Below are 24,292 nucleotides of genomic sequence, written 5' to 3' on the forward strand. Positions count from 1 at the left end.
CTGATTATGGTTTTTCTTTACTGGCTTTGCTGGTGGATTAGGTATTATAATTTTTGGCATTACGGATATAGAGAAAAAAATCCAATGAGATATTTTCCTCCATCTTGGTTCAGGTATTGTGTTATGATTATCACCTTTCATGATTATCATCCTTTTTCTGATCACTACCCTATGCCATATCAGGCTAATCTTCAAAAAATTTGACCATTTATTTGAACAATTCAGTGTTTGGAACTTAGAATAAATGTCCGCTGTCTTTTATTACTCCAATTAGAAATGATAGTCTGTACTCTTGGAAAGCGATGGAGACTTGCCATAATCCTAGTAATAGATAAATAATTGCTAATGAATAATATATGATGACAACATACTTTGGATCTTTTGCTTCTTTACAGACAATAGAAGCTTCGGTTACGAAAAATGCGCTGAAAAGAAGTATCATAAGACCTAATATGTCAATGGTTATATCCGAAAATATGAATATAAGATTTAGTGTCCCAACAACAAGTAATAATACAACAATGATTTTTCTTATTTTAAACAGGACTATCTTAATTCTTCCTTCCATCAAAGTCTTTTTGTATTTCAGTTACCCTAACTCATTATTAATAAACAAATGAATTGCAACAATGGAAGCGCTCTAGTGGAATAAGTATGGCGCAGGCAAATGTGTAACAACAGTTTATACAAGACTTTATCTTTTTCTATTGTCCATAACGAACACCATACTTATTCCGCAAATGCGCCCGATTACTGAAGTATACGTTAGCTCCTATATTTTATTGTTGGATATAAACCAATACAACAATTATAAGCATCGCTGGCATAATAAAACCACTGGCTTTCATCATACGTCCAGCTAACTTATCATACTGCCTATCACCAGCATTTCGCTTTTTCAAATCTTTATATTGCTTATAATAAATTAAGAATGGAATGAAATTTATTAGGAACATAACAATTAAAAGAGTTAGTATCATCAGGACATTCCCTTTTCTTCAACGATCTGCCTTATTCTCGAGGAGAGCGCAATCCCTGTTATTCAAGAATCGCGCCTCTATTCTTGAAGAAATTTTATTAAACAATCAGAAACAAGCCAAGACCTGAAAAAGTAACTCCCACGAAGATTACAAATGACCGAACTAAAGGAGAAGGTAACTTTTGAATTAATAATGTTAGCCATTCAATCTCAAACAAGATATTGTCGCCACGACTTTCAGCTTTGAGATCTTTGTTACTCATTTTCTTAACCCCTATGGCAAGTATTAGAATCCCCCATATTAGGAATAATCCACCGAAAAGAATATTCAATGTTTAACCTCCAATCTAGCCAAATTCATAAATACAGACGATGATTGTTAAGCAAAACGCCTCGTTCGAAATTGAGGCTATTTTTTATTTTACTGAGTCCACGATTTTTTTGGCATCGATCACTGTAGATTTTTTTGTACAGTCATACGGACTTTACATAAAATTGTAGATAGTCCAACCTCATTTGCATAGTCCTCTAAAGCTATTAGTATCTTTTTTGCAATGCCCTGTCCTTGTTTTTCTGGAATAACTGATAGTCGGTGAAAATTTAACCCCTCATTTTTTAATTTGAATCGTACCATACCAACTGGTTTACTTTTTTCAAAAGCAATTAGCGCTTTTTCTCCTTTACCTAAAGCATCTGAAATCGACTGCACAGTTTCATCTAATGCACTTGATGGAGGGGTTTCATTCTTATATTCCATAAACGCTTTAATCATTAAATCATGAATTACTGCTGCATCTGAATTTGTTGCAGAACTAATCACTATTTTCATCACCCCCACGTTTTCCGTAAGGTTAGGCATTAATTTTTGTTCCGCATAAGCGCTTCGATAATTGAATTAACTGCTATACCATTTCCGAAGTTGATTTATGTGGGCTTGATGGTATCTACTATGATCTGCCATATGCCACATTCCCCAACGAATCGTTGCTTGCTTTTCGTTTTCATGTCCAAAAGTGACAACCTTATCTAGATCAGTGTCAGTTAATCCAATACATTCAGATTTAAACATTGCAAACACTTGTTCGTAATTCAATAAAAGTTCCTGCAGAGAGATTCCTTTAACATTTGGAAGTCGATTATTTTTGTCTAAAGCTGGCCCATATTTATTTTCAAAAGCATCCGGAAAAGGTTCGCCCTTGATCCTGTAAACCCATTTAATATCAATATAAGCTAAATGTTTAATTAGTTGACCGGTGCTATTTAATTCTTTATTTGGGCCATGATAATCTAATTCCTCTTGAGACATTCCCTGAATGATTGACTTTAATCGCTCAAAATTTTCTTTTACTGTCGAATAGAACATTCCAACAACCGGCGTCATATTTGATTCACCTTTTAAGTCAAACACCACTAGACCCTCCTGATTTATTCTCGAAATATATTGTGTCCACTGTTTGTTAATACGCCTAAAGACTTTTCGAGCTTATTTTCCTTTATCAATAGGTAATCAGTATCGTAGGTCGAAACTGCAAATATGCTAATACCTGCTTCTGCAAGTGGCGATGTAAGTGCAGTCAGAATGCCAGTTAAAGAATAATCAAAGGCCCATCAACTTTAATGCATCTCCAATCTTTTTCAACAGTCATCTCGTGATTATCTGGAATGACATTTTCCGGGCAGACAACCGACAGTTCCTCATCCGTATATGTAATTGAGATAAACTTTTTGTTATCAAAAATCCATGAAGGTAACCTTTTATCGGGGCTACCTTTTAAAATTGCAATCTTTTCATGTAAAACAGATAAATCCATTTCGCTCCCCCTTTCACTTGCTTGCTCCGTACCTACTTCCACTACAACTTCTCAAAGTTACCCTTCCTTTTTTTCACATACGTATAATCAGTTCTTATTTTATATAATGGCCCTTTTCTGGAAGACTACATCATTCTTTAACTCGTTTCAAAAATAAATTTCATGTCAGTTAGGTGTATCTTTGCTTTAGTCTACTAATTTCAGGTTGTATTGAACAATAAGACGCAAGATGAAAAAAATGCTCCCGCAAAAAGCATCTCACCTTTGCGGGAACATCCTTAAAAACACTTTTTCTCTAAAAATGTTACTTTTTTGTTACCTTTTGGCTCCTAGGCCGGACTGAATGAAGATCTTACACCCCACTCTTCACGGCATACTCACACCTCCCTATTAGCTGAAGCAGGTGTTCATCTCGACAAGATCATGGACAGGCTTGGCCACAAAGATGATGATACAACGAGAGATGTATATTTGCACGTTACAAAATCACGCAAAAAAGAGGCCGCCGATAAGTTCAGCGACCTCATGAAAAGGATGCAATATTGATTTTCTGAGAAAAAGTATGCCAAAAATATGCCATTTGGCTGCTTTTTCAGGGGAGGAATTGCTGTATAGGGCGGTGTATCAAGGTTTTAAAAACCTCGTTACATCATGCCGCCCATTCCACCCATTCCTCCCATGCCGCCCATGTCTGGGGCGCCGCCGCCGTCATCTTCTTCAGGACGGTCAGCAACAACAGCTTCTGTTGTGAGGAACATAGCAGAAACAGAGGCTGCGTTTTGAAGGGCATAGCGGGCAACTTTTGTTGGGTCAACGATACCGGCGTCAACCATGTTTACCCATTCGCCAGTGGCTGCGTTGAAGCCAACGCCGACATCTTCGCCTTTAAGGCGCTCAACAACAACGGAACCTTCAAGGCCTGCGTTTGTTGCGATTTGACGGACTGGTTCTTCAAGAGCGCGCAATACGATGCTAACACCCGTAGCTTCATCGCCTTCAGCTTCAACTGCTTTTACAGCGTTGTAAATGTTAACGAAGGATGTTCCACCACCGGATACAATACCTTCTTCTACTGCAGCGCGAGTAGAATTCAAGGCATCTTCGATGCGAAGCTTACGTTCTTTCATTTCTGTTTCAGAAGCAGCACCGACTTTCATCACTGCTACCCCGCCCGCAAGCTTAGCAAGACGCTCTTGTAGTTTTTCGCGATCGAAGTCAGACGTTGTTTCTTCGATCTGAGATTTGATTTGGTTAATGCGGCCAGTGAGTTGCTGAGCTTCGCCAGCACCTTCAACGATCGTTGTGTTGTCTTTTGAGATGACAACCTTGCCAGCACGGCCAAGCTGCTCAATTGAAGCGGATTTCAAGTCATGGCCAAGATCTTCTGTAAGAACAGTACCGCCGGAGAGGATGGCTAGATCTTCAAGCATGGCTTTACGACGGTCACCGAATCCTGGTGCTTTAACGGCAACAGCGTTAAATGTTCCGCGAAGTTTGTTGAGTACAAGTGTCGCTAGTGCTTCACCTTCAACATCTTCAGCAACGATCAGGATTGGCTTGTTTTGTTGTACAACCTGCTCAAGAAGCGGTAATACTTCTTGGATGTTTGTAATCTTCTTATCTGTAATCAAGATGTAAGGATCATCGAGATTCGCTTGCATAGAGTCATTGTCTGTTACCATGTACGGAGAAGCGTATCCGCGGTCGAATTGCATCCCTTCAACAACTTCTAGCTCTGTGTCTAATCCTTTTGATTCTTCAACCGTGATTACACCGTCGTTGCCAACACGGCCCATCGCTTCTGCAATAAATTCGCCGACTTCTTCGTCGTTGGCAGAAACAGAACCTACTTGCTTGATGGATTCACGACCTTCAACCTCACGGGAAATTGTTTGAAGTTCTTTAATTGCAGCTTCAGTTGCTTTTTCAATCCCGCGGCGTAATCCTACTGGACTAGCTCCGGAAGTAACGTTTTTCAGTCCTTCCTGAATCATCGCCTGGGCAAGAACAGTTGCCGTTGTCGTACCGTCACCGGCAATGTCATTAGTTTTGTTAGCAACTTCAGATACGAGCTGAGCACCCATATTTTCGAAGTTATCTTCAAGTTCAATTTCTTTGGCGATCGTTACACCATCATTAGCAATTAACGGAGAACCAAACTTTTTCTCAAGAACGACGTTCCGTCCTTTCGGTCCTAACGTTACTTTTACAGCGTTTGCAAGCTCGTCCACACCACGTAGCAAGGCGCGGCGGGCATCTTCGCTAAAACGGATATCTTTAGCCATTCTGAATTCCCTCCTGTGTTAAAAATATGTAGGCAACTGCCTACGACAGATCTCTACCCAACGACCGCAAGCACATCACTTTCGCGTAAAATCAGGTATTCTTTTTCGTCGTATTTTACTTCAGTTCCCGCGAACTTGGAGAAAATAATCGCGTCGCCTTCTTTAACTTCCGGCGTAACTTTCTCACCATTTTCTGTTACGCGTCCAGAACCTACAGCGATAACCTTTCCTTCTTGCGGCTTTTCTTTTGCAGAATCTGGAAGTACAATTCCGCTTGCTGTTTGTTCTTCTTGTTCTACTTGTTCGATGATAATACGATCACCTAGTGGCTTTAACAAGGAAAACACCCTCCTTTAATAAAATATAATGTGAAGTACAGCTAGTGCATACACTGAAAGTACGGGTTTAAGACCTAACTTCAGCAAGCCATACTTACTTTCGAATTCAATTGTTAGCACTCGATAACGTTGAGTGCTAACACCACTTATAATAATAAAAGGTTCAAAGCTCTTTTTCAAGTCTTAAGGAAAAATTTTTTCGAACAAAGTGACATCATCTTTACAAGAAGGTATATTTCATGCGAATGGGGAGGGAGCTATGATACAATGTTGGCGATTGGCAGATCAAATCCTGACAGGTTTTATCGTCAGCTACTGATAAAATAAGTATGTGTTCAAAAGAGTCGTACGCTGCGACAGTTTGATCAATCTAAAATGAAGGAGTCGTGCTTCTTGAGCTTACGTTATTGGTTTGTAATCGTCACATTTGTACTCGCGCAAATATTAAGTGCCATTATGGCCCTCCCACTAGGATTACTGGGGATGGATTTAGGAGCGATAATGGCAACATCGACCATTACCAGCTTTGCCCTCGGGTTATTCGTCATTTGGCTCCTGATTCGTAATGAATCTGATCCCATCCGTGGAAATCAGCCTCCTGCGAGCGTGGGTTGGTCTACGTTATGGGTCGTTATTGGGTTCTTCCTCGCGCTCTTCGGACAACAGGCTGCATTTTACATTCAAAGTTTCTTGTTTGGCGTCGAAGCCGAATCTGAAAATACTCGGATGATCCTGGATATGATGAGTGATAATCTCTGGATCCTTTTAGCCGTAGCTGTGCTTGGTCCGATTATTGAAGAGTTAGTTTTCCGGCAAGCCATATTCGGACATCTCTATAAGAAAATGAATTTCTTTTGGGCAGCACTCATCAGCTCAGCCATCTTCTCAATCGTTCATTTGGACTTTTCACATATCCTTGTCTATACAGCAATGGGTTTTGTGTTCTCTTATTTATATGTGAAAACGAAACGAATTATTGTACCCATCATCGCCCACGTGCTAATGAACACTTTCGCATCTCTACCGATTATATTCCTGGAAATTATGGATATGGATCTTGACGATTTGGAGGAGCTAGAAGAGAGCCTTCAATTTATTATCGGTGCATTAGGAGCTCTGATATCATGAAGTTATCACCACGTGTAATGGGATTTTCATATTCTTTTTTAGCTACACTGTTTGTCGTTTTTGCCATTGTCCATGTCCAGTTGGATGGCTGGGGCTTCCTTACTTACGCCATCCTTGCCATTGCAGCGCTCGACTATATGATCGCCTGGAATGCCTTTAAAAAGAGTGCAGCAGAAAAGCAGGAACAAAATAACCATTAGAAACCTGGCATGCAAAAAGGGAAGGCCCACCGATTAGGGTCCTTCCCTTTTTCTATAGCGAAAATCTTCTCCCTCCATCTCTAGTGTTCCGTGGCAGAAGTTCTTTCTCCTTTCGCTAATGCTGCGCGCCGAAAAATTTCCTCAAGCGCTGAATAAAATGTCCAGCGCGCCGAATAAACGTGTTGCTGCGCCGAAAAAACCATCCCCCGCGCCGAATCCCGTTTCGCTCGCGCTCGAGCTGATGCCTAAACAGTCATTACATCTCTCTTGGCGTTCCTATTAAATCATGAACATCCCAGCAATAGAAGCACTTAAAAGAGACGCAAGCGCACCGGCAATGACGGCACGTACCCCTAACTGAGCAATTTCTTTACGCCTTTCTGGTACCAAACTTCCTATACCTCCAATTAAAATGGCAAGGGAGCTAATGTTGGCAAAGCCGCAAAGGGCAAAAGTAATCACAATTTCGGCTTTCTCCGAAAGATTATCGATTTCAGGTGCGAAGCTGGCGTAAGCCACAAACTCATTAAGCACGAGTTTTTGACCGATGAAATTGCCTGCCATAAAAGCTTCTTGCCATGGAACACCAATGAGAAAAGCAATCGGAGCAAAAATAAACCCAAGGATGTCTTGGAGGGTAATCGCTTCGACACCCGGAATATAAGCTACTAATCCTAGAATACCATTTACAAGCGCGATCAGCGCAATGAAAGCAAGCAACATGGCCCCAACATTTAATGCAAGTTGCAAACCAGTCCCAGCACCTCGTGCGGCCGCATCAATCACGTTCTGAGATTCTGTATCTTTTTCTATTTGAATATCGTCTGTCGTTTGCGAGATTTCAGTTTCAGGCATGATGATTTTCGCCATGATTAAACCAGCTGGAGCTGCCATGAAACTTGCGGCTAGCAAATAGTCAAGACGTACACCAAGCAATGTATATCCAATAAGCACTGCACCGGCCACCGACGCAAGTCCACCGGTCATTACCGCAAAAAACTCGGAACGGGTCATATCTTTAAGAAATGGCCGAACGACGAGGGGGGCTTCTGTTTGCCCAACAAAAATATTCGCAGCCGCGGACATCGACTCTGCTTTGCTTGTTTTTAAAATCATTGACAAAAACCCACCAATGATTTTCACAAACCATTGCATGATTCCCAGGTAATATAAAATCGAAATTAAGGATGAGAAAAAGATAATGACAGGCAACACTTGAAAAGCAAAGATATTATCTTCTTCTATATCGTCAAATAAATCATCGAATAGAAAAAGAATGCCTTCATTCGTATAATCAATAATGTTGGCGACCGCAAATGTCAGTGCCTGTAAGGCTTGTTCACCCACAGTCGTACCAAGAACAATAAAAGCGAATAATAACTGCAAGCCAAGACCAGCTAAAATGGTTCGGGGATTAATATGCCTTTTACGTGCCGAGAAGAGGAACGCAATTCCTAGAACTGTTATGATCCCCATCATTCCCCATAAGATGTTCATTTTAAATCACCACTTTCCTTAAGAATTTTTCAATTCATGATGGTATCGTTCATCCACATATGAACTCCAACCTATCTCTCTACTCAAACCTCCTTACCAACTTTAATCTTATAATATACAGTTGTAAATGACGATTTTGAATAATAAAGAAGAGTGTCAAGAGCACATAGCCCCTAACACTCTTCTTATTGATCCTTCGATTGCGATTCAACCATTGCCCTTTGCCTTGCTGCCTCTTCTTTCATCCGTTTTCTATATGCATAGCGTGATATAACGACACTCAATTCATAAAGCAAAAACAGAGGTAACGTAACCATCAGGTGGGTCACAAGTTCTGGTGGTGTGATGAACCCAGCAACCACGAGAAGGCCAAAATAAGCATATTTACGAATACGGTGCAGCAACATCGGCGTCATTAACCCGAGCCTGGTAAAAAACATCACCGCCACTGGCAACTGGAAGAGAAAACCAAATGGCAATGTTAATCGAAATAGAAACGAAAAGTATTCATTAATCCCATACTGCTCGGTAATATTTAACCGTTCAGCAAGCGTTCCGAGAAACGACATAATATAAGGCAGAAGGACGTAATACGAAAAAGCGATCCCTGCCAAAAATAGCACAGTGGCCATCGGGATATAAGAAAGCGTCACCTTCCGCTCCTTTTCTGCGAGTCCTGGGGATATAAAAGCCCAGAGCTGATAGAAAATCACCGGAAGGATGAGAATAATAGATATAAAAAAAGCAAAGTTAATGTATACTTGCAAAGGATCGGTTAATTGAAAAGCATTCATAGGGAAGTCTTCCGCTTCTGGAATACTTTGCAAATAATCAATCACTGTAGGAGCCAAAAAGAAGCCGATAACAAGGCCCAAAACGAGAAAAATGGCAATAATAATCAAACGTTTGCGCAGCTCTTCAAAATGGGCGAGGAATGTCATATCCCTTGGTTTCATCAATCACCCATCCTAACTCTGATCTTGCTTGTTCTCTTTTTTTTCTTCAGTTTGATCGTTGGCCATACCTTTCGTTGCATTCCTGAATTCTCTCAAAGTATTCCCTGCAGCTTTGCCCATCTCTGGTAACTTATTCGGACCGAACAAAAACAAAGCAACAATGATGATTAAAATGATGCTGCCTCCACTAAATCCACCCATAAATAGGTACCTCCTAGATTTTGGTTTACAACGGATAATGCTTCAGGAAGTATACGAGCGACTGCAGCTCTATTGACAAGTCAATATGATGCACACGTATATGTGAAGGGACCGTCAAACGAGTCGGTGTGAAGTTCAAAATCCCTTGGATCGCCGTCTTTGACAATCGATCTGCAATGCCTTGGGCGGCTGAAGAAGGGACCGCAACAATCGCTGCCCGGATCGAATCATCCACTTCTTTTTCCAAATCGTCCATCGATAACACACGAACGCCGCCAATTTCCTTTCCTATCATTTCCTCATTGTTATCAAATGCTTTAACAATACTTGTATTATTATTTTTAGCAAAGTTGTAGTTCAACAACGCGGTGCCAAGATTTCCTACCCCGATTAAAATGACATGGGTTGTCTCATCCTGATCCAGCGTTTTACGAAAAAATGATAGTAAATATTGAACATCATACCCATATCCTTTACGGCCAAGCGCTCCAAAATACGAAAAATCTCGTCGAATCGTCGCAGAGTCTACTTTCACCGCTTCACTTAATTCGGTTGAAGAAACTCTCGCTTTTCCTGATCCGTATAGATTTTCTAGATAACGATAATATAGCGGCAACCGTTTGGCTGTAGCCTGAGGTATTTTTTGCTGATCATCCATGAAAAGCCTCCACGATTTTCTACATTCCGTTTCTCAAGTATAACATGTTTGCTACACTTGTCATAAGTATTGTGCTAAAAAACGATGATGTCTAAAGGATGAACCACATGATTATATTACAAAGCGATCGAATCACGAAATCTTTCGGTGCCGAAACGATCTTACAAGATATAAAAATGGAAATCAAAATGGGAGAGCGCGTTGCTCTCGTCGGTCGAAACGGGAGTGGGAAGACGACACTATTGAAAATTATTACCGGGGAAATGCCCTACGACAGCGGAGCGCTGCACATGCCAAAATCACAAACATGGGGGTTTCTTGCTCAAGATACCGGGCTGGAATCAGATCAATCCATTTGGGATGAAATGTTATCTGTATTTGCCTCTCTACGCAAGGTTGAAAAGGACATTCGTGAGCTGGAATTGAAAATGGCTGATCCTAACATCTATGAAGATCCAAACGCCTATGAAGCAATTTTAAAAGAATACGATGAGAAACAGGAACATTTTCGAGCAGCCGGCGGCTATCACTATGAAGCAGATATTCGCAGCATCCTTTCCGGCCTCAATTTTAACCACCTCTCCTATGATTTACCAATTTCAACGTTAAGCGGCGGACAAAAAACGCGGCTTGCCCTTGGGAAACTGTTACTTTCAAAACCGGATCTGCTCATTCTCGATGAGCCCACGAACCATTTGGATATTAACACCTTGAACTGGCTCGAAAATTACTTGAATGGTTACGAAGGAGCGGTATTGATGGTTTCTCACGACCGCTATTTTTTAGATCGAATTGTAACGAAAGTATATGAAATTGCCCACACCCGGGCTCCCATGTACTACGGGAATTACAGCCAATTCCTAGAAAAAAGGGCCAAGGATGTTGAACTTCAACAAAAGGCCTATGAAAAACAGCAGGATGAAATTGCCCAATTGGAAACGTTTATTGCCAAAAACATCGTACGTGCTTCAACGTCAAAACGGGCACAAAGCCGGCGCAAAAAACTGGAAAACATGGAACGAATCGATGCCCCTGCCGCCGATGCCAAAAGCGCGTCCATGTCCTTTGATATCAGTCAAAAAAGCGGAAATGATGTGCTTGTGGCAAGAGGGCTATCTTTTGCTTATCCCCATAAAAAACCTTTATTCAGCAATATTAACCTGGATATTAACCGCGGGGAAAGTGTTGCGATCATCGGACCAAATGGGACTGGTAAAACAACGTTATTAAAGATTCTCGGCGGTCACCTGGAAGGGACGAGCGGTAACGTTCAGTATGGCAGCAAAGTAAGCGTGGGTTACTATGATCAGGAGCAGGCGCAATTAAATCCTAAAAAAACGGTACTTGATGAATTATGGGATGAACATCCCCAGGTGATCGAAAAAGAGATACGCACCGTTTTAGGCCGTTTCCTTTTTAGCGGAGAGGACGTGTTAAAACTTGTCCACAGTTTAAGCGGCGGTGAAAAAGCGCGGCTCGTCCTTGCCAAATTAATGATGCAAAAGGCCAATCTGCTATTGTTCGATGAGCCGACGAACCACCTTGACCTCGATAGTAAGGAAGTCCTTGAAGATGCCCTCCTTGATTATCCAGGAACAATGGTATTTATTTCTCACGATCGTTATTTCTTGAACCGCTTGTCCACCCGTACCATTGAATTCACAGAGGACCAACAACTGCAGACGTATCTCGGCAATTACGATTATTATTTAGAAAAGAAAGCCGAGGAAGAGGAGCGAACACGGCTAAAAGAAGCAGCAAATGATCAGAAAAGTATCCTTGCTGAAAATGAAGGGAAAGATAAAAAAACGTTTGAACAAAACAAAGAAGAAAAGAAAGCCGCTCGTAAACGGAGAAGGGATATTGAAGCGATTGAGCAAACGATCAGCCAGCTGGAAACAGAAATAGAGTCCCAGCAATCGAAGATGCTTGACCCTGACGTTTATGAGGACTTTGCTCGCGCCGCCAGCATTCAAGAAGATATCGATGAAAAAGAGGTAGAACTAGAACGACTGATGGAAGAATGGGAAAGGCTGCAAATGGAAGAATCACCATAATTATCAGACTTTCCACAGTTTCCACAGAGTTATGCACAACACCTCCCCTGGTTTGGTGGGATATTTACACTTATACCCACAGGTCAGGGCAGTTATCCACCGAAGATCTGCGCACATGTAAAGTGGCTTCACAAAGGTATCTCAGGGTGTTTATCCACAGCATCCCTGTTTCCTTTGTCCACATTCCAATCTAAAAGTTTTTTGGGAGTTTTCAAAAAGTTATAGATGTCTTTCGCTTTTGGTGTCAGATGTAGGACATGTGCACATGGATTCACTTCCAACCGTTCATCAAATAGACGAAACTGCTGAGCGATATGAGTGCCCAGCAGTTTTGTCTATTTGATTGCAAGTCCTGGTTGGCCGTTTAGATCATATCCCGCTCTTACATCTTTTTCCCAAACGACTTGTGCAGCCGCGCCTATCATCGCTGCATTATCTGTACACAAGGAGAGCGGCGGAATGACCAATTCAACATCTCCATCATTCGGGAACGTTTTTCCCATCGCTTCCCTCAGCGCGTGATTAGCCGCCACGCCACCAGTAACAATAAGTTGTTGGGCCTGGTATGCAGAAACCGCTCGCTGCGCCCGTTCCACAAGTACATCGACAACGCTTGCTTGAAAGCTTGCGGCAACATTTTCCTGAATCACTTCTTCCTTTCGTTGGTTGGCGTTATGAATATAGTTCAACACCGATGATTTCAAGCCGCTGAAGCTAAAATCATAGGAATCAGCTTCCAGCCATGCCCTTGGAAAATCAATGGTTACCTCCCCATTCGCGGCAAGACGATCTATTTCTGGTCCTCCGGGGTATGGAAGTTTTAGTGTTCGAGCCACTTTATCATACGCTTCTCCGACAGCATCATCTCTTGTTTCCCCGATGACTTCATATTCGCCTCTTTCGGGCATGTAAATCAGTGAAGTATGCCCGCCGGAAACTACAAGGGCCATTGCTGGATATTTAATGTCGGCGATGAGATCGGCAGCATGGATATGTCCGGCAATATGATGCACAGGAAGTAAAGGACGCTGATGGGCATAGGCGAGTGCTTTTGCCGTATTTACTCCAACGAGCAAGGCTCCGACGAGTCCTGGTCCTTCCGTGACCGCTATCGCATCCAAGTCTTCATACGTTACATGCGCAGAAGACATCGTTTCTTCAATGACCGCAGTCATATTTTCTACATGATGCCGAGAAGCCACTTCAGGCACCACTCCTCCGAACCGCTTATGAATTTCGATTTGGGAAGCAACAACATTGGAGAGCAAGGTTTTTCCGCCTTCAACGATGGCTGCAGCTGTTTCATCACAACTCGTTTCGATAGCAAGTATACGGGGGTTACTCATTGCGATCCGTCCTTTTTTTGTTTAATCGAACGTTAAACTCATAATCCATGCGTCCTCATTATTATCTGTGTAATACCCTTTTTCTACATCGATTTTTCGAAATCCGAATTGCCGGTAAAATTGCTGTGCACGTGTATTCGTCTCCCTGACTTCCAGCGTTATCGTTTGTACACCTAGCTTAAAGGATTGTTCGATCATCGCTTTTACTAATGACTGCCCAACCCCTTGATGCCGGTATCCGGATAGAACGGCAATGTTCGTGATATGAGCTTCTTCCATCACAATCCAAATTCCACAATAGCCAATAATATCACGACCATCATCAGCGACAAAATAATGGGCAAATGGATTTTTAACTAGTTCATTGACGAAAGCTTTAGACGTCCAAGGCATCTGAAAAGAATCCTGTTCAACAACTAACACTTGTTCAATATCGGTAAACCTCATGGGCCGAATGTTGTACTGTTCACTCATGATACCCTTGCGCCTTCCGCCAATTTTTCTCCGCTTCTGCCAGTTGTAAGTAACGAGGGGAAAAGGCGTGAATATTCGCTACAGGTTCGATTTTTTCTGCTAATCGAAGAATCTCACCAGGCTTCACTCTGCGATCGACAGGATCGGCAAACGTAGCTGTGGATCCTAATACCTGTTGAATGTTTTCACGATGAAAATCAATATCTAAACTCAAAAAATGAACGGACGTGGATGCCTCTGCTAACACCGCTAACAAATCATCCATAAGCCAAAGCTTCTCCTTATATACCGTATGCAATTCGCCCTCATTGGACTCATAAACAGCCGCATACACTTGACCCCGCCTTGCATCAATAAAAGGACAAATAAAACCGTTGGCAAATCGGCGGTTACAAGCGAGGGCTTCCAACGTGGATATATCATAAAGCGGCAAATCTAGGGTGCTCGCCATCGTTTTAGCGGTTGCTACACCGATACGTACCCCTGTATAAGAGCCAGGACCACTCGTGACAGCAATTCCCTTTAATTCAGAGGGATCACTGTTGATGCTCTTCATCACATGATCGATACCCGGCAACAAACGTAAGGAGTGGTTTTTCTTTTCATAAGTCGTCCACTCCGCTTTCACCGCGTCCATATTCCCCAATGCTACTCCCATTACGTACGTCGACGTATCCATTGCTAAAATCATCGTTTTGTTAACTCCTTGAAAACAGGCTCATAGCGATCGTGATTCGAATACACATCCAGTTTCCGAACGTGATCATCTACATGCTTCAAGGTAATGTCGATCCGGTTCTTAGGGAGTTGTGTACGCAAAATGCTCGCCCATTCCACAACCGTAACGCCCTCACCTTCCATATATTCCAAGAGCCCGAGATCCTCTTCTCCATCTTCATCAAGACGATAGGCATCTATATGATAAAAAGGGAGCCGACCATTGTACACTTTCAAAATCGTAAACGTCGGGCTATTCACCATAGCTTGGACACCCAGTCCCTTGGCAAGGCCTTTACTAAAATGAGTTTTTCCTGCACCAAGATCGCCGTCAAGGGCAAAAAGATCCCCTGCTTCTGCCATATGACCCAGACGTTCTCCAATCATCAGTGTATCCTCTGTTGAACGGCTCCATAACTGAAATTGAGTCATTTTCTCACCTCATTGATGACGGTAACCCGCTCGCTTGAGCGGCATCCATTCGTTGTTTTTTTGAATGAGAACTTCTGAACCTCTCCCTGCGACGGTTCCAATGGCTGAGAGTGTGATCCCATTTTCGTATGCGTTTAATTGTATCGCGGACCAATGTTCCCGTGCAACGGTTCCTACAAGCTGGAAATCTTCGCCGCCATTCAAGGCATATTCCAGTGCCCCAGATTTGCCAAAAATATTGATAGCTTCCTTACTAACGGGGATTTTGTCCTCTTCCAGACAAATACGAGCCCGACTCGCTTCAGCTAATTCCCAAATTTCTGCGGATAAACCATCACTGATGTCATTTAGTGCGATGCGAACGCCGCTTTTCATGAGCATACGCCCTAATTCCACTTGGGGACAGGGACGTTGATGAGCAAAGACAAGTTCCTCTTCATCGGCGCTTCGCTTACCCTCCAGCCCTTTAGAGAAAAGAATGTCGAGCCCTGCGCTTGATTTTCCCAGCGCCCCTGACACGAAGACGACATCGCCTTCTTGGGACGTGCTTCTTAAAAGGGCATGATCTTTTTCGATTTCACCTAGAACGGTAACAGAGATCGTAAGCGGCCCCTTTGATGTTACGCTATCCCCGCCAATTAAGGTTACTTGATAGCGGTCGGCCAGTTCATTCATCCCACGATAAATCTCGATAATTTCTGCCTCATCCCAATCTGCAGGGATGGCAAGCGAAACGAGATAATAGCGGGGGATGCCGCCCATCGCAGCAATATCACTGAGATTAACAGCTAATGCTTTATAGCCAATATCTGTCAATTTCAAAGTTGAGCGTTTAAAATGAACATCCTCACAAAGCGTATCTACACAACTAATGAGGCGGTTATTTTCAAATCCGGAAACCACCGCAGCATCGTCACCTATTCCCACTTCCACATCTTCGCCGTCTTTGGTTAAATGATCGATTTTTCGAATAAGGTCGAACTCGTCCATGATTGCGCTCCTTTTAAGCGATTTAAGCGACGACACCATCTTATATCATTAGTTTACCATAAAAGATAAACTATCCAGCAGATCCCGAGTGATCCGTCCGTTTTATGTATTTGAAACAAAAAAATAACAAACACTCCGGTTTGTCTTCTTCTTACCAGTATATATATGGTTGCGGGGGAAGGATTCGAACCTTCGGCCTCCGGGTTATGAGCCCGACGAGCTACCTGACTGCTCCACCCCGCGATATGAAAACCTGGCAACGTCCTACTCTCACAGGGCGTTTCCACCCAATTACCATAAGCGCTGAAGAGCTTAACTTCCGTGTTCGGCATGGGAACGGGTGTGACCTCTTCGCTATTGTTACCAGATTTATGATGACGCCTTTCAACGTCACAATGAATAATATATCAGAGCTTCTGATTTTTTGCAAGGGGTATTTTAAATTTTTTTTATCACATGCGATATTTACTGAAGAAATCCGGCGTTACAGGCAGCGCGTTATTTTTTCTCCGCTGCCTGTAATGCTGCTTGTAGTGTATGAATGATATCCTTTTCCCCTTCTAAGCCAACGGACATACGTACCACCCCGGCGGTTATCCCCAGTTTTTCTTGTAAATACTCTGGTAAGCTACGATGTGACGTTTTCAGCGGATAAGACACTGTCGTTTCCACCCCTGCTAATGTCGGCACGATTTTAATCCAATCTAAGTGTTTGAAAAAAGTATGAACATCATAGCGCTCATCTAGTTCAAAGCTCACCATTGCGCCATTGCCATACGCGGCCAACGTTTTCGGGTAATAAACCCTCACACCCGGTTGCTCTTCCATAAATGAGGCAATCGCCCTGGCATTCGCACTTTGCTGTTCCATACGTACCGATAGAGTTTTCAATCCGCGTACAGTGAGCCAGGATTCAAATGGACTAATGTTCATTCCCAATTGGATCACTTTCTTTTTTGCACGAGCAATCAGCTCTTCATCACCGACGAGCACTCCGGCAGTCACATCACTATGGCCGCCAATATACTTTGTGGCACTATGAATAACAAGATCAGCGCCAAGCTCATAAGGTTTAAGAAAGTACGGCGTTGCGAAAGTGTTATCAATCATGACAGGGAGGTGATGCTTACGGGCGATCTCGATCACTGATTCAACTTGTTCAACACGCAAAAGAGGATTGGTCACAGACTCCGTATAAATAAGAGCGACGCGGTCATTGATTTTGTTTTCTAATTCAGAAAGGTCCCCAAACGAAGCCGTAACGACCTCTACTTGCCATTCCTGAAAAAACTGGTGAAATAAATCGTATGTACCCCCGTAGACATCTTCAGGAATAATCACCGCTTCTCCCGGTTTCACCACCGACAAAACACCGGCCATAATCGCTGACATCCCAGACGAAGATGCGACTCCCGCAGGGGCCCCCTCTAGTTCGCTCACCTTCCGGGCAAGCTGATCAGAGTTTGGATTTCCATATCGTGAATACATGTATCGTTCATTTTCTGGCTGAAAATATGTTTCCAAATCATCCAGATTAGAAAATGAAAAAGCCGATGTTTGATAAATCGGCGTCGATTTACTTTCCTCTGCATTATGGTTCGTAGCATCATGGACAACTTTCCAATCAAAACTCTTCACACTCTTCACCACACTCTAGATTTCATTTCTGTTTATCTTAACATTTTTCAATCCCATATGTGTTAAACAAATCTTGGACGTTTCCATATTTCATTCATCTCTTAAAGAGCTGCCCACACAAAGTGAGCAGCTCACGCATTTAGTGCTTAGGACGAAATGTTTTACAATCCGTATCCGCTTGCTCAGTCGTTCGCTCATCAGCTCTCGATACCACATATATTCGGTCCGCTTCGCAGTAGTTCCCCTCGCCCCAATATTCGCAGTTTTGCACTTCACATAACACATCTTGTGCCATTAAGCTCCCCCCTCACCCACAGCTTTTACAAATCAGCCGTTAAATCTGCATTGGAAAAGGAGAAAATATCTGTTTATTCATATCGCATCGCTTCAACTGGATCCAGCTTTGCAGCCTTGTTTGCAGGTAACAGTCCGAAAATAATCCCAATCACCATGGAAAAACCGATCCCCAATAAAATGACAGGAAGCGAAATAAGAAGGGGCCAGCCAGCGATAAGGGCAACCGTATTTGCCAAGCCTGCCCCTAATCCAATGCCAATTAAACCGCCGATGGTTGTTAACGTCATCGACTCGATGAGAAATTGTGAGACGATATTGCCGCGAGTAGCGCCTAATGACTTCCGTAAGCCGATCTCTTTTGTACGTTCCGTAACGGAAACGAGCATAATGTTCATAACCCCGATGCCGCCGACAATAAGGGCAATACCAGCAACACTTCCGATAATCATCGTTGTGATATTCGTGACTTGCGATATTCCTTCTTGAATTTCTTCCATATTTAGCACTTCGTATTCTCCCGCCAATGAATGTCCTTCATTTAGTAACTGCGTGGTTTCATCTCCCGCCTCTTGGATGTCATCAGCGGATGTTGCCTGTACATTTAACATATCCATATCATCGGTCCCGTAAAGCATGGGCCATACCGTTTGCGGAATGAGGATTTCATCCATTTCTAAATCAAAAATGCTCTGATTTTCACGTGTAAAAACACCAACGATTTGAAAAGAAGTGTTTTCAATGTCGACAATTTCCCCAATCGGATTTTGAACATCTTCAAAAAATTCCTCAACAAATCCTTCATTGACCGCAGCAATCCTTCTCCCCATATCAGAATCACGATCATCAAGCAGCCTTCCACTGGTTACTTCCAACTCATGCAGCTCATAATATCCTTCATTTAATGCCACTACTTGTGCCATTGCTTCTTCTTCTCTGTATCCAACTTCTGTGGAATTTTGAGCATAGGCTATGACCTGATCAACAGCAGGGATGGATTCAATGGCGAGGATATCCTCTTCTGTATACTGCGTCTTAGAATAAGGGTCTTCTCCGCTCATCCACTCTTCATCGGAAGGGTTATAATAAACTTCAAACGTATCATTCCCGCCTCCGGCAAACTGTGAAGTTAACATCGCTTCACCGCCACGCCCGATAGCCACAACCGTAATGACTGCCCCCACACCGATGATGATGCCGAGCATCGTAAGGATTGATCGCATTTTATGGCTCCAAAGGGAACGAAGCGCCATTTTTAGACTGTCGATGAAGGACATGTTTCCCGCCCCCCATCATTCATAATTTCTCCATCACGTAAAGTAACGACGCGCCGAGCATAATCAGCTACTTCAGCTTCATGAGTGACAACGACAATCGTCGCTCCCTCCCGATGAAGTGCCTCAAATAATGCCATGACTTGTTCGCCAGAACTTGTATCCAACGCACCTGTAGGCTCGTCCGCCAAAATCAGGGAAGGATCGTTAATGATCGCTCGTGCAATGGCCACCCGTTGCTTTTGACCCCCAGAAAGCTGGTTAGGAAAATGCTTCATTCTCTCCCCGAGCCCAACCTTCCGTAAGGCTTCTTGAGCACGCTCTTTTCGTTCCTGTTTTTTTACCCCGGCATAAATGAGTGGTAACTCTACATTCATCTCAGCTGTTAATTTCGGTAATAATTGAAATTGCTGAAAAACAAATCCAATATGTTGATTACGGATGGCCGCAAGAGATGTCTGTGTTTGCTTGAATATGTCCATTCCTTCCAACCTATATGTTCCATATGATGGTTGATCCAGACAGCCAAGAATGTTCATAAGCGTCGACTTGCCCGACCCCGACGGCCCCATAATCGCCACAAACTCATGGTTTGCGATCTCTAAATGAATGTTGTCCAAAACGGTGAGTATCTGATCGCCCATTTCATATTTTTTTTGAATATCATTCAGCTGAATCATCTTGATCCACTTCCATTCCGGACATTACAGGATTTTCCTCATCTTGCACAACGATCAAGTCTCCAGGCTCTAGCCCTGCCACAACTTGCACGCCTTGCTCATTTCTGATCCCCGTATCAATTCCTTGTCTAACAATGACGCCATCTTCAATAAGATAAACATACTCCGTTTCCGTATTATCTTCGAGATTGGTTTCTGTTTCAATCACTTCAGCAGGAATCACGGTAGCTGCTGTTGCGGTTTCTACATCAATCAATACGTTTACATGAAAACCGTAAACGAGTTCAGGGGCCTCTTCCTCAAGTTGTACGGTGAATGGGTAAGATGTAACATTTTCTTCTTCTCCTTCAAGATGATCATCTACTTCAACAGGGGTTGTACCAAGATCCGTAATTGTACCTAACCATTCCTGATCGTTAATCACGTTCGCTTCAACTGTCACCTCTTGTTCCTCTTCCACATGGACAAGATCATACTCTGACACCGTACCGTTAATATCCCAGCCGTTATCCGCGACGACATGTAATAGGCGTTCACCCTCGGCCGCTTCAGACGATTCATTTCGCTCTTGTACTAAACCATTCAAGTCACTGTATACTTCATGGGGATCATTTTCTCGATCTTCATAATACACTAGCTCTTCTTCTTGCTCACTAATTTCTTGTTCTGTTAACTGCTGTTGAAAAAGAAGATCATCTCGCTCTTGCTCATACTGTTCGATCACTTCATCCGGCTCATTGTTATTTTGAGCATTCGCGATACGTGTTTCCGCATTTGAAATTTGCCGATCTTGTTGCTCGACTTCCAGATGCAGGCGATCAATGCTATTTTGAATGGAAACCACTTGTCTAGCTATTTCCTCATCTTCCTCATAACTCACAAGCAAATCGCCCTCCTCAACACTCTCCCCTTCCTCAACATGAATGTCTTCCACTTCCCCATATTGAGGTTCTTCATACACTGACTGTTCGTCTCGAGGTTCGACCCTCCCATTCGCAATGATCGATTCATATATATCCACTTCTTCAACTGTAATGATTTCCAGTTCTTCCGGTTCAACGGCTTGCTCTTCTGATACGATATATGTATTCGTCCCAATCACCGCAAGGACAATAAGCACTCCGATCAAAATGGCTATTCTTTTTTTCATACATTACACTCCTTGAGTCATTCCGAACATTGAGATCCCAGCCATCAGTAACATAACCATGACATATGCAATTGCCGTTACCGTGACAATATAACGAGTAGACTTCGCTGTGTTTACTTTTAACGCAAAAACTTGTACGAGAAAACACCATATGAACCATAAAGACACTTGGCTAAAGAACATAACAAAAAATGAGTGATCCCAGATTTGCTCAGCAATAAACCCTAAACTCGTCATTGAAATCCCTTGTTCAAGATCAAAATAAATTATAAATGGAAGATCGATCAGCATAACTAACACATAAATAGGCAAAAAATACACAAATATAATAAAAAGATTTTTAAATCCGACATCTTTAAAAAAAATCCAAAAAACGAGCGCCGCTATCACGATCCCTATAACGCTAATGCCAGCAACAAAAATGCCGTTTAACACCGAGATAATGTTAGTAAAAACGGCTGCCTCATCAGGGCTCAATCCACCTGCTTGCAATTCCGCCGACATCTGACCAGATAACAGGTACATGCTTACACCTGTTAGCACACCAATCAATAAAGCACTAACAACCGTTCTCCATATAATGCCTTTTACCCCTTCAGCCTCACGCAATGAAGAAAAATGCTGCTGAGGATTTAACAACCCTTTCGTATACTTGACATGAAATATCATTACTGATTCCCCCTATATCTATCAAACATACGCAGACCCTATCATCTATTATGCCATATTTCCTAAATGGCACAAGAATAGTCATTTATTTTTTATAATTTTACTTTATTAGAACGTATTCAAAAAAGAGAGGACAAAAAAGCCGAGTGGGTCAAGAAGACAGCTTTGAGTACCGTGCTTCCACCACGAAAGCAGTCCCTTCTCATGATGGAATAGTGGGGTACTTTTCGAGGATATGGTTTTATACGTGGGGAGTACAGCAAGAGGACGAAGAGTTACGGCCGCTATTTTTCACGGACTTTTTGAACATTCCCTGTTATGGAATAGTTGAATTCCATGTATGATTTGCCGGCGAAGGTCCTAAAAAGCGCAAAGCTAGCGCTAAACTTCATAGCGCTAGCTTTGTGGATTTCCTCATGTTTTATTTTTAGTATCCGTCACCTTCCGTCTCTTCAGTTAAATAGACATCTTCAAGGATATATCTTGAGTTCGCCCAACGATCAAAACCTTCAACGTGAGTGCCTACAGCTTCTATCGTCTCTTGAAAAGCAAGATAAGTCATTGGAGTATCTTCTTCTAAAATCTCGTAAGCCTCATGATATAGCTGCTCACGAGCATCTTCATCCGTTTCCTCTCTCGCTTCTTCTAACAATTGATCGAGATCTTCATTTTCATAAAACATCCGGTTACCTGCTTCTCCTTGGCTGTCACTGTGGAATAATGACATCAATGTAGCGTCTGCATCCGCTGTGATTGCTGACCAACTGAGAATGTACATATCTTGAGATCCTTCATTTAACGTATCAATGTACGCTCCCCACTCCATCTGTTGTAATTCGACATTCACTCCAACTTCACCTAACATATCTTGTACAACCTCAGAAATCTGGATACTAACCTCATTGGTATCACTCGTGAACATCTCTATTGTGACACCATCTTCATATCCGGCTTCTGCCAACAATTGTTCAGCTTCCTCGGGGTCATAAGGGACAGGTTCTGCATCGGGATGATGTCCAAAAACTAGATCATTGATCGGGCCATTTGCGGGCTCTCCATATCCTTCATATACACCATCAATGATCATATCATTATCAATCGCCAATGATATTGCCCTTCTTACATCTGGATCATCCAATGGCTCATTCTCCGTTTGAAAGCCAATATACATCGTTAAAAATGATTCTGTCGTATACAGTTCAGCATTATCCATTTCCTCAACTCTTGGAGTATTTGCAGGCTCTACCGTCTCAACAGCATCCGTTTCTCCAGTCTCCAACATTGCCAACCGTGTCGCAATTTCGGGAACAACATGGAAAGTGACACGATCAAGATACGCGTGATCTCCCCAATAATTATCATTCCTTGCAAGCACAATCTCATTGCCCTGATCCCACTCTTCAAACTCAAAAGGACCCGTTCCGACAGGCTCCACTTCCAAATTAATTTCATCATTTGCATCAGCCTCGATGGCTGCAGGACTAATCATACTTCCCACATTATGAGCTAGATGACCAAGTAAAGGAGCAAAAGGATCTTCAGTACGAATTTGAACAGTATACTCGTCGATCGCTTCAACCTCAGAGATCGCTTCTAAATAATTCGCTCTCGGCGCTGCAATGTCTGGATCAAACAACCGTTCCAAATTGACCTCTACAGCCTCAGCGTTAAAAGGCTCACCATCATGAAACTCTACATCTTCACGCAATGAAAATTCCCAAGTCAATTCATCAATTTGTTCATAATCTTCTGCAAGTAAAGGCTGTAGCTCCATATTCTCATCACGTTCCACTAATGTCTCATAAAGATTGAAAGCGACTGACATGGAAGCAATATCCGTATATAGATGTGGGTCAAGTGAAGTTGCATCTTCCCCCCTTGCTAGTCGAAAATCCCCACCTTCCTGTGGTTCTTCATCCAATTCATCGTCGGCTTCTATGTCTGCATCTGTTTCCACAGACTCTTCGCCATCTCCCTCAGCATCCTCACTGCTATCATCTGCACAAGCAACAAGTAACGCCATCATCGATGCAAGAAATAAAAATAAAAAGTACTTGTTTTTCATCAACTTCCCCCCTGTATGTATTGGTTTTTCTTGTCTAAGCTTAAACCCTCCTTCATGCACCAACCTTTTTAATTTTGGTAATTTTCATAGCAACTACTTAAATTATATAAAGATTCTTCTAATGAAACAAGGGTAATATTAGAAAAACTTGCTATCCGTCAAGTTCTTACAAACCTTATTAACGAACAAAAAAACCAACCCAAGATGAGTATCCTGCGTTGGTTGATGGATAAGCCAGGCGACGTCCTACGCTCACGGGGCGTTTCCGCCCGATTACCATCGGCGCTGAAGAGCTTAACGTCCGTGTTCGGCATGGGAACGGGTGGGACCTCTTCGCTATGGCCACCTGACACATTTGAGAGTTTCGCACCCTCAAAACTGAAGAACGCTGGGCTTGAAGGGCACCGAGCCCCATGATCGTGGATAAATCCTCGACCGATTAGTATCTGTCAG

The 24,292-nt window shown here is 42.7% G+C and carries 26 protein-coding genes, 1 tRNA gene, 2 rRNA genes and 1 pseudogene; 4 read left to right on the forward strand and 26 right to left on the reverse strand.

Annotated features, from left to right (window positions below):
• Window positions 1-1,077: 1,077 nt before the first annotated feature.
• The 5 genes from HNR44_RS14595 to HNR44_RS17715 form a co-directional block, all read right to left on the reverse strand.
• The gene (locus HNR44_RS14595) at window positions 1,078-1,242 is read right to left on the reverse strand and encodes a hypothetical protein (RefSeq protein ID WP_184405050.1); all 165 of its coding nucleotides are present in this window, start codon (window positions 1,240-1,242) and stop codon (window positions 1,078-1,080) included.
• Window positions 1,243-1,430: 188 nt separating this feature from the next.
• Window positions 1,431-1,808, reverse strand: a complete 378-nt coding sequence (locus HNR44_RS14600; RefSeq protein ID WP_221434318.1) for a GNAT family N-acetyltransferase — start codon at window positions 1,806-1,808, stop codon at window positions 1,431-1,433.
• A gap of 66 nt (window positions 1,809-1,874) precedes the next feature.
• Complete coding sequence (locus tag HNR44_RS14605; protein WP_184405051.1) at window positions 1,875-2,390, reverse strand: DinB family protein; 516 nt, start codon at window positions 2,388-2,390, stop codon at window positions 1,875-1,877.
• 14 nt (window positions 2,391-2,404) lie between these two features.
• Window positions 2,405-2,560, reverse strand: a complete 156-nt coding sequence (locus HNR44_RS17710; RefSeq protein ID WP_343069537.1) for an ACT domain-containing protein — start codon at window positions 2,558-2,560, stop codon at window positions 2,405-2,407.
• 5 nt (window positions 2,561-2,565) lie between these two features.
• Window positions 2,566-2,832: a hypothetical protein gene (locus HNR44_RS17715; RefSeq protein WP_246407470.1), complete on the reverse strand. Its 267-nt coding sequence runs from the start codon at window positions 2,830-2,832 to the stop codon at window positions 2,566-2,568.
• Window positions 2,833-3,123: 291 nt separating this feature from the next.
• Between HNR44_RS17715 and HNR44_RS14615 the strand changes: the two are divergent.
• Window positions 3,124-3,336, forward strand: a pseudogene (locus HNR44_RS14615) (tyrosine-type recombinase/integrase); the annotation flags it as partial.
• A 98-nt stretch (window positions 3,337-3,434) separates the two neighbouring features.
• Here the strand turns inward: HNR44_RS14615 and groL are convergent.
• Entirely contained in the window at window positions 3,435-5,075 is a 1,641-nt protein-coding gene (gene groL / locus HNR44_RS14620) for a chaperonin GroEL (RefSeq protein ID WP_184405052.1), read from the reverse strand.
• A 53-nt stretch (window positions 5,076-5,128) separates the two neighbouring features.
• Entirely contained in the window at window positions 5,129-5,413 is a 285-nt protein-coding gene (gene groES / locus HNR44_RS14625) for a co-chaperone GroES (RefSeq protein ID WP_184405053.1), read from the reverse strand.
• Window positions 5,414-5,806: 393 nt separating this feature from the next.
• Here groES and HNR44_RS14630 point away from each other — a divergent pair, with 393 nt between their 5' ends.
• Window positions 5,807-6,541, forward strand: coding sequence for a CPBP family intramembrane glutamic endopeptidase (locus HNR44_RS14630; RefSeq protein ID WP_184405054.1), 735 nt, complete (start codon window positions 5,807-5,809; stop codon window positions 6,539-6,541).
• Window positions 6,538-6,741, forward strand: coding sequence for a YdiK family protein (locus tag HNR44_RS14635; protein WP_184405055.1), 204 nt, complete (start codon window positions 6,538-6,540; stop codon window positions 6,739-6,741). Before HNR44_RS14630 ends, HNR44_RS14635 begins: the two co-directional genes overlap by 4 nt.
• A 279-nt stretch (window positions 6,742-7,020) precedes the next feature.
• Here HNR44_RS14635 and HNR44_RS14640 read toward each other — a convergent pair whose 3' ends face one another.
• The 4 genes from HNR44_RS14640 to HNR44_RS14655 form a co-directional block, all read right to left on the reverse strand.
• Window positions 7,021-8,238 (reverse strand): NupC/NupG family nucleoside CNT transporter, encoded by a 1,218-nt coding sequence (locus tag HNR44_RS14640; RefSeq protein ID WP_184405056.1) that lies wholly within the window; start codon window positions 8,236-8,238, stop codon window positions 7,021-7,023.
• A gap of 185 nt (window positions 8,239-8,423) precedes the next feature.
• The gene (gene tatC, locus HNR44_RS14645) at window positions 8,424-9,194 is read right to left on the reverse strand and encodes a twin-arginine translocase subunit TatC (protein ID WP_184405057.1); all 771 of its coding nucleotides are present in this window, start codon (window positions 9,192-9,194) and stop codon (window positions 8,424-8,426) included.
• A 12-nt stretch (window positions 9,195-9,206) separates the two neighbouring features.
• Entirely contained in the window at window positions 9,207-9,395 is a 189-nt protein-coding gene (locus tag HNR44_RS14650; RefSeq protein WP_184405058.1) for a twin-arginine translocase TatA/TatE family subunit, read from the reverse strand.
• A 25-nt stretch (window positions 9,396-9,420) separates the two neighbouring features.
• Complete coding sequence (locus HNR44_RS14655) at window positions 9,421-10,053, reverse strand: redox-sensing transcriptional repressor Rex (protein ID WP_184405059.1); 633 nt, start codon at window positions 10,051-10,053, stop codon at window positions 9,421-9,423.
• A 107-nt stretch (window positions 10,054-10,160) separates the two neighbouring features.
• Between HNR44_RS14655 and HNR44_RS14660 the strand changes: the two genes are divergently transcribed.
• On the forward strand, window positions 10,161-12,110 hold the full coding sequence (locus HNR44_RS14660; protein ID WP_184405060.1) for an ABC transporter ATP-binding protein: 1,950 nt from the start codon (window positions 10,161-10,163) through the stop codon (window positions 12,108-12,110).
• 335 nt (window positions 12,111-12,445) lie between these two features.
• On the opposite strand, the gene tsaD is transcribed toward HNR44_RS14660, so the two are convergent.
• From tsaD to rrf (HNR44_RS14735), 15 genes are all read right to left on the reverse strand, one after another.
• On the reverse strand, window positions 12,446-13,456 hold the full coding sequence (tsaD, locus tag HNR44_RS14665) for a tRNA (adenosine(37)-N6)-threonylcarbamoyltransferase complex transferase subunit TsaD (protein ID WP_184405061.1): 1,011 nt from the start codon (window positions 13,454-13,456) through the stop codon (window positions 12,446-12,448).
• Between the two features lie 21 nt (window positions 13,457-13,477).
• Window positions 13,478-13,930, reverse strand: coding sequence for a ribosomal protein S18-alanine N-acetyltransferase (rimI, locus tag HNR44_RS14670; RefSeq protein WP_246407474.1), 453 nt, complete (start codon window positions 13,928-13,930; stop codon window positions 13,478-13,480).
• Window positions 13,923-14,621, reverse strand: a complete 699-nt coding sequence (gene tsaB / locus HNR44_RS14675) for a tRNA (adenosine(37)-N6)-threonylcarbamoyltransferase complex dimerization subunit type 1 TsaB (protein WP_184405062.1) — start codon at window positions 14,619-14,621, stop codon at window positions 13,923-13,925. Before tsaB ends, rimI begins: the two co-directional genes overlap by 8 nt.
• On the reverse strand, window positions 14,618-15,079 hold the full coding sequence (gene tsaE, locus HNR44_RS14680) for a tRNA (adenosine(37)-N6)-threonylcarbamoyltransferase complex ATPase subunit type 1 TsaE (protein WP_184405063.1): 462 nt from the start codon (window positions 15,077-15,079) through the stop codon (window positions 14,618-14,620). Before tsaE ends, tsaB begins: the two co-directional genes overlap by 4 nt.
• 9 nt (window positions 15,080-15,088) lie before the next feature.
• Window positions 15,089-16,069, reverse strand: coding sequence for a thiamine-phosphate kinase (gene thiL, locus HNR44_RS14685; protein ID WP_184405064.1), 981 nt, complete (start codon window positions 16,067-16,069; stop codon window positions 15,089-15,091).
• Between the two features lie 166 nt (window positions 16,070-16,235).
• Window positions 16,236-16,312 (reverse strand) — tRNA-Met (locus tag HNR44_RS14690).
• Between the two features lie 8 nt (window positions 16,313-16,320).
• Window positions 16,321-16,437: ribosomal RNA gene (gene rrf, locus HNR44_RS14695) — 5S ribosomal RNA — on the reverse strand.
• A 130-nt stretch (window positions 16,438-16,567) separates the two neighbouring features.
• Window positions 16,568-17,707, reverse strand: a complete 1,140-nt coding sequence (locus HNR44_RS14700) for a trans-sulfuration enzyme family protein (RefSeq protein ID WP_343069533.1) — start codon at window positions 17,705-17,707, stop codon at window positions 16,568-16,570.
• Window positions 17,708-17,846: 139 nt separating this feature from the next.
• Complete coding sequence (locus HNR44_RS14705) at window positions 17,847-18,002, reverse strand: DUF1540 domain-containing protein (RefSeq protein WP_184405065.1); 156 nt, start codon at window positions 18,000-18,002, stop codon at window positions 17,847-17,849.
• Window positions 18,003-18,075: 73 nt separating this feature from the next.
• Complete coding sequence (locus HNR44_RS14710) at window positions 18,076-19,278, reverse strand: ABC transporter permease (protein ID WP_184405066.1); 1,203 nt, start codon at window positions 19,276-19,278, stop codon at window positions 18,076-18,078.
• Complete coding sequence (locus tag HNR44_RS14715) at window positions 19,257-19,955, reverse strand: ABC transporter ATP-binding protein (protein WP_184405067.1); 699 nt, start codon at window positions 19,953-19,955, stop codon at window positions 19,257-19,259. The genes HNR44_RS14710 and HNR44_RS14715 overlap by 22 nt, the downstream gene beginning before the upstream one ends.
• Window positions 19,939-21,105, reverse strand: a complete 1,167-nt coding sequence (locus HNR44_RS14720; RefSeq protein WP_184405068.1) for an efflux RND transporter periplasmic adaptor subunit — start codon at window positions 21,103-21,105, stop codon at window positions 19,939-19,941. The genes HNR44_RS14715 and HNR44_RS14720 overlap by 17 nt, the downstream gene beginning before the upstream one ends.
• 3 nt (window positions 21,106-21,108) lie before the next feature.
• Entirely contained in the window at window positions 21,109-21,774 is a 666-nt protein-coding gene (locus tag HNR44_RS14725; RefSeq protein WP_184405069.1) for a hypothetical protein, read from the reverse strand.
• A 427-nt stretch (window positions 21,775-22,201) separates the two neighbouring features.
• Complete coding sequence (locus tag HNR44_RS14730; protein WP_184405070.1) at window positions 22,202-23,839, reverse strand: glutathione ABC transporter substrate-binding protein; 1,638 nt, start codon at window positions 23,837-23,839, stop codon at window positions 22,202-22,204.
• Between the two features lie 233 nt (window positions 23,840-24,072).
• A 5S ribosomal RNA gene (gene rrf, locus HNR44_RS14735) occupies window positions 24,073-24,189 on the reverse strand.
• Between the last annotated feature and the right edge of the window lie 103 nt (window positions 24,190-24,292).

Source organism: Geomicrobium halophilum (genome assembly GCF_014207655.1).
Classification (GTDB): Bacteria; Bacillota; Bacilli; order Bacillales; family Marinococcaceae; genus Geomicrobium; species Geomicrobium halophilum.

Coding starts and splice junctions, on each gene's coding strand:
- HNR44_RS14595 (WP_184405050.1), bottom strand. CDS start 1,242: ATGAGTAACAAAGATCTCAAAGCTGAAAGTCGTGGCGACAATATCTTG.
- HNR44_RS14600 (WP_221434318.1), bottom strand. CDS start 1,808: ATGAAAATAGTGATTAGTTCTGCAACAAATTCAGATGCAGCAGTAATT.
- groL (WP_184405052.1), bottom strand. CDS start 5,075: ATGGCTAAAGATATCCGTTTTAGCGAAGATGCCCGCCGCGCCTTGCTA.
- HNR44_RS14635 (WP_184405055.1), top strand. CDS start 6,538: ATGAAGTTATCACCACGTGTAATGGGATTTTCATATTCTTTTTTAGCT.
- HNR44_RS14640 (WP_184405056.1), bottom strand. CDS start 8,238: ATGAACATCTTATGGGGAATGATGGGGATCATAACAGTTCTAGGAATT.
- tatC (WP_184405057.1), bottom strand. CDS start 9,194: ATGAAACCAAGGGATATGACATTCCTCGCCCATTTTGAAGAGCTGCGC.
- HNR44_RS14650 (WP_184405058.1), bottom strand. CDS start 9,395: ATGGGTGGATTTAGTGGAGGCAGCATCATTTTAATCATCATTGTTGCT.
- HNR44_RS14655 (WP_184405059.1), bottom strand. CDS start 10,053: ATGGATGATCAGCAAAAAATACCTCAGGCTACAGCCAAACGGTTGCCG.
- HNR44_RS14660 (WP_184405060.1), top strand. CDS start 10,161: ATGATTATATTACAAAGCGATCGAATCACGAAATCTTTCGGTGCCGAA.
- tsaD (WP_184405061.1), bottom strand. CDS start 13,456: ATGAGTAACCCCCGTATACTTGCTATCGAAACGAGTTGTGATGAAACA.
- rimI (WP_246407474.1), bottom strand. CDS start 13,930: ATGAGTGAACAGTACAACATTCGGCCCATGAGGTTTACCGATATTGAA.
- tsaB (WP_184405062.1), bottom strand. CDS start 14,621: ATGATTTTAGCAATGGATACGTCGACGTACGTAATGGGAGTAGCATTG.
- tsaE (WP_184405063.1), bottom strand. CDS start 15,079: ATGACTCAATTTCAGTTATGGAGCCGTTCAACAGAGGATACACTGATG.
- thiL (WP_184405064.1), bottom strand. CDS start 16,069: ATGGACGAGTTCGACCTTATTCGAAAAATCGATCATTTAACCAAAGAC.
- HNR44_RS14705 (WP_184405065.1), bottom strand. CDS start 18,002: ATGGCACAAGATGTGTTATGTGAAGTGCAAAACTGCGAATATTGGGGC.
- HNR44_RS14710 (WP_184405066.1), bottom strand. CDS start 19,278: ATGTCCTTCATCGACAGTCTAAAAATGGCGCTTCGTTCCCTTTGGAGC.
- HNR44_RS14715 (WP_184405067.1), bottom strand. CDS start 19,955: ATGATTCAGCTGAATGATATTCAAAAAAAATATGAAATGGGCGATCAG.
- HNR44_RS14720 (WP_184405068.1), bottom strand. CDS start 21,105: ATGAAAAAAAGAATAGCCATTTTGATCGGAGTGCTTATTGTCCTTGCG.
- HNR44_RS14725 (WP_184405069.1), bottom strand. CDS start 21,774: ATGATATTTCATGTCAAGTATACGAAAGGGTTGTTAAATCCTCAGCAG.
- HNR44_RS14730 (WP_184405070.1), bottom strand. CDS start 23,839: ATGAAAAACAAGTACTTTTTATTTTTATTTCTTGCATCGATGATGGCG.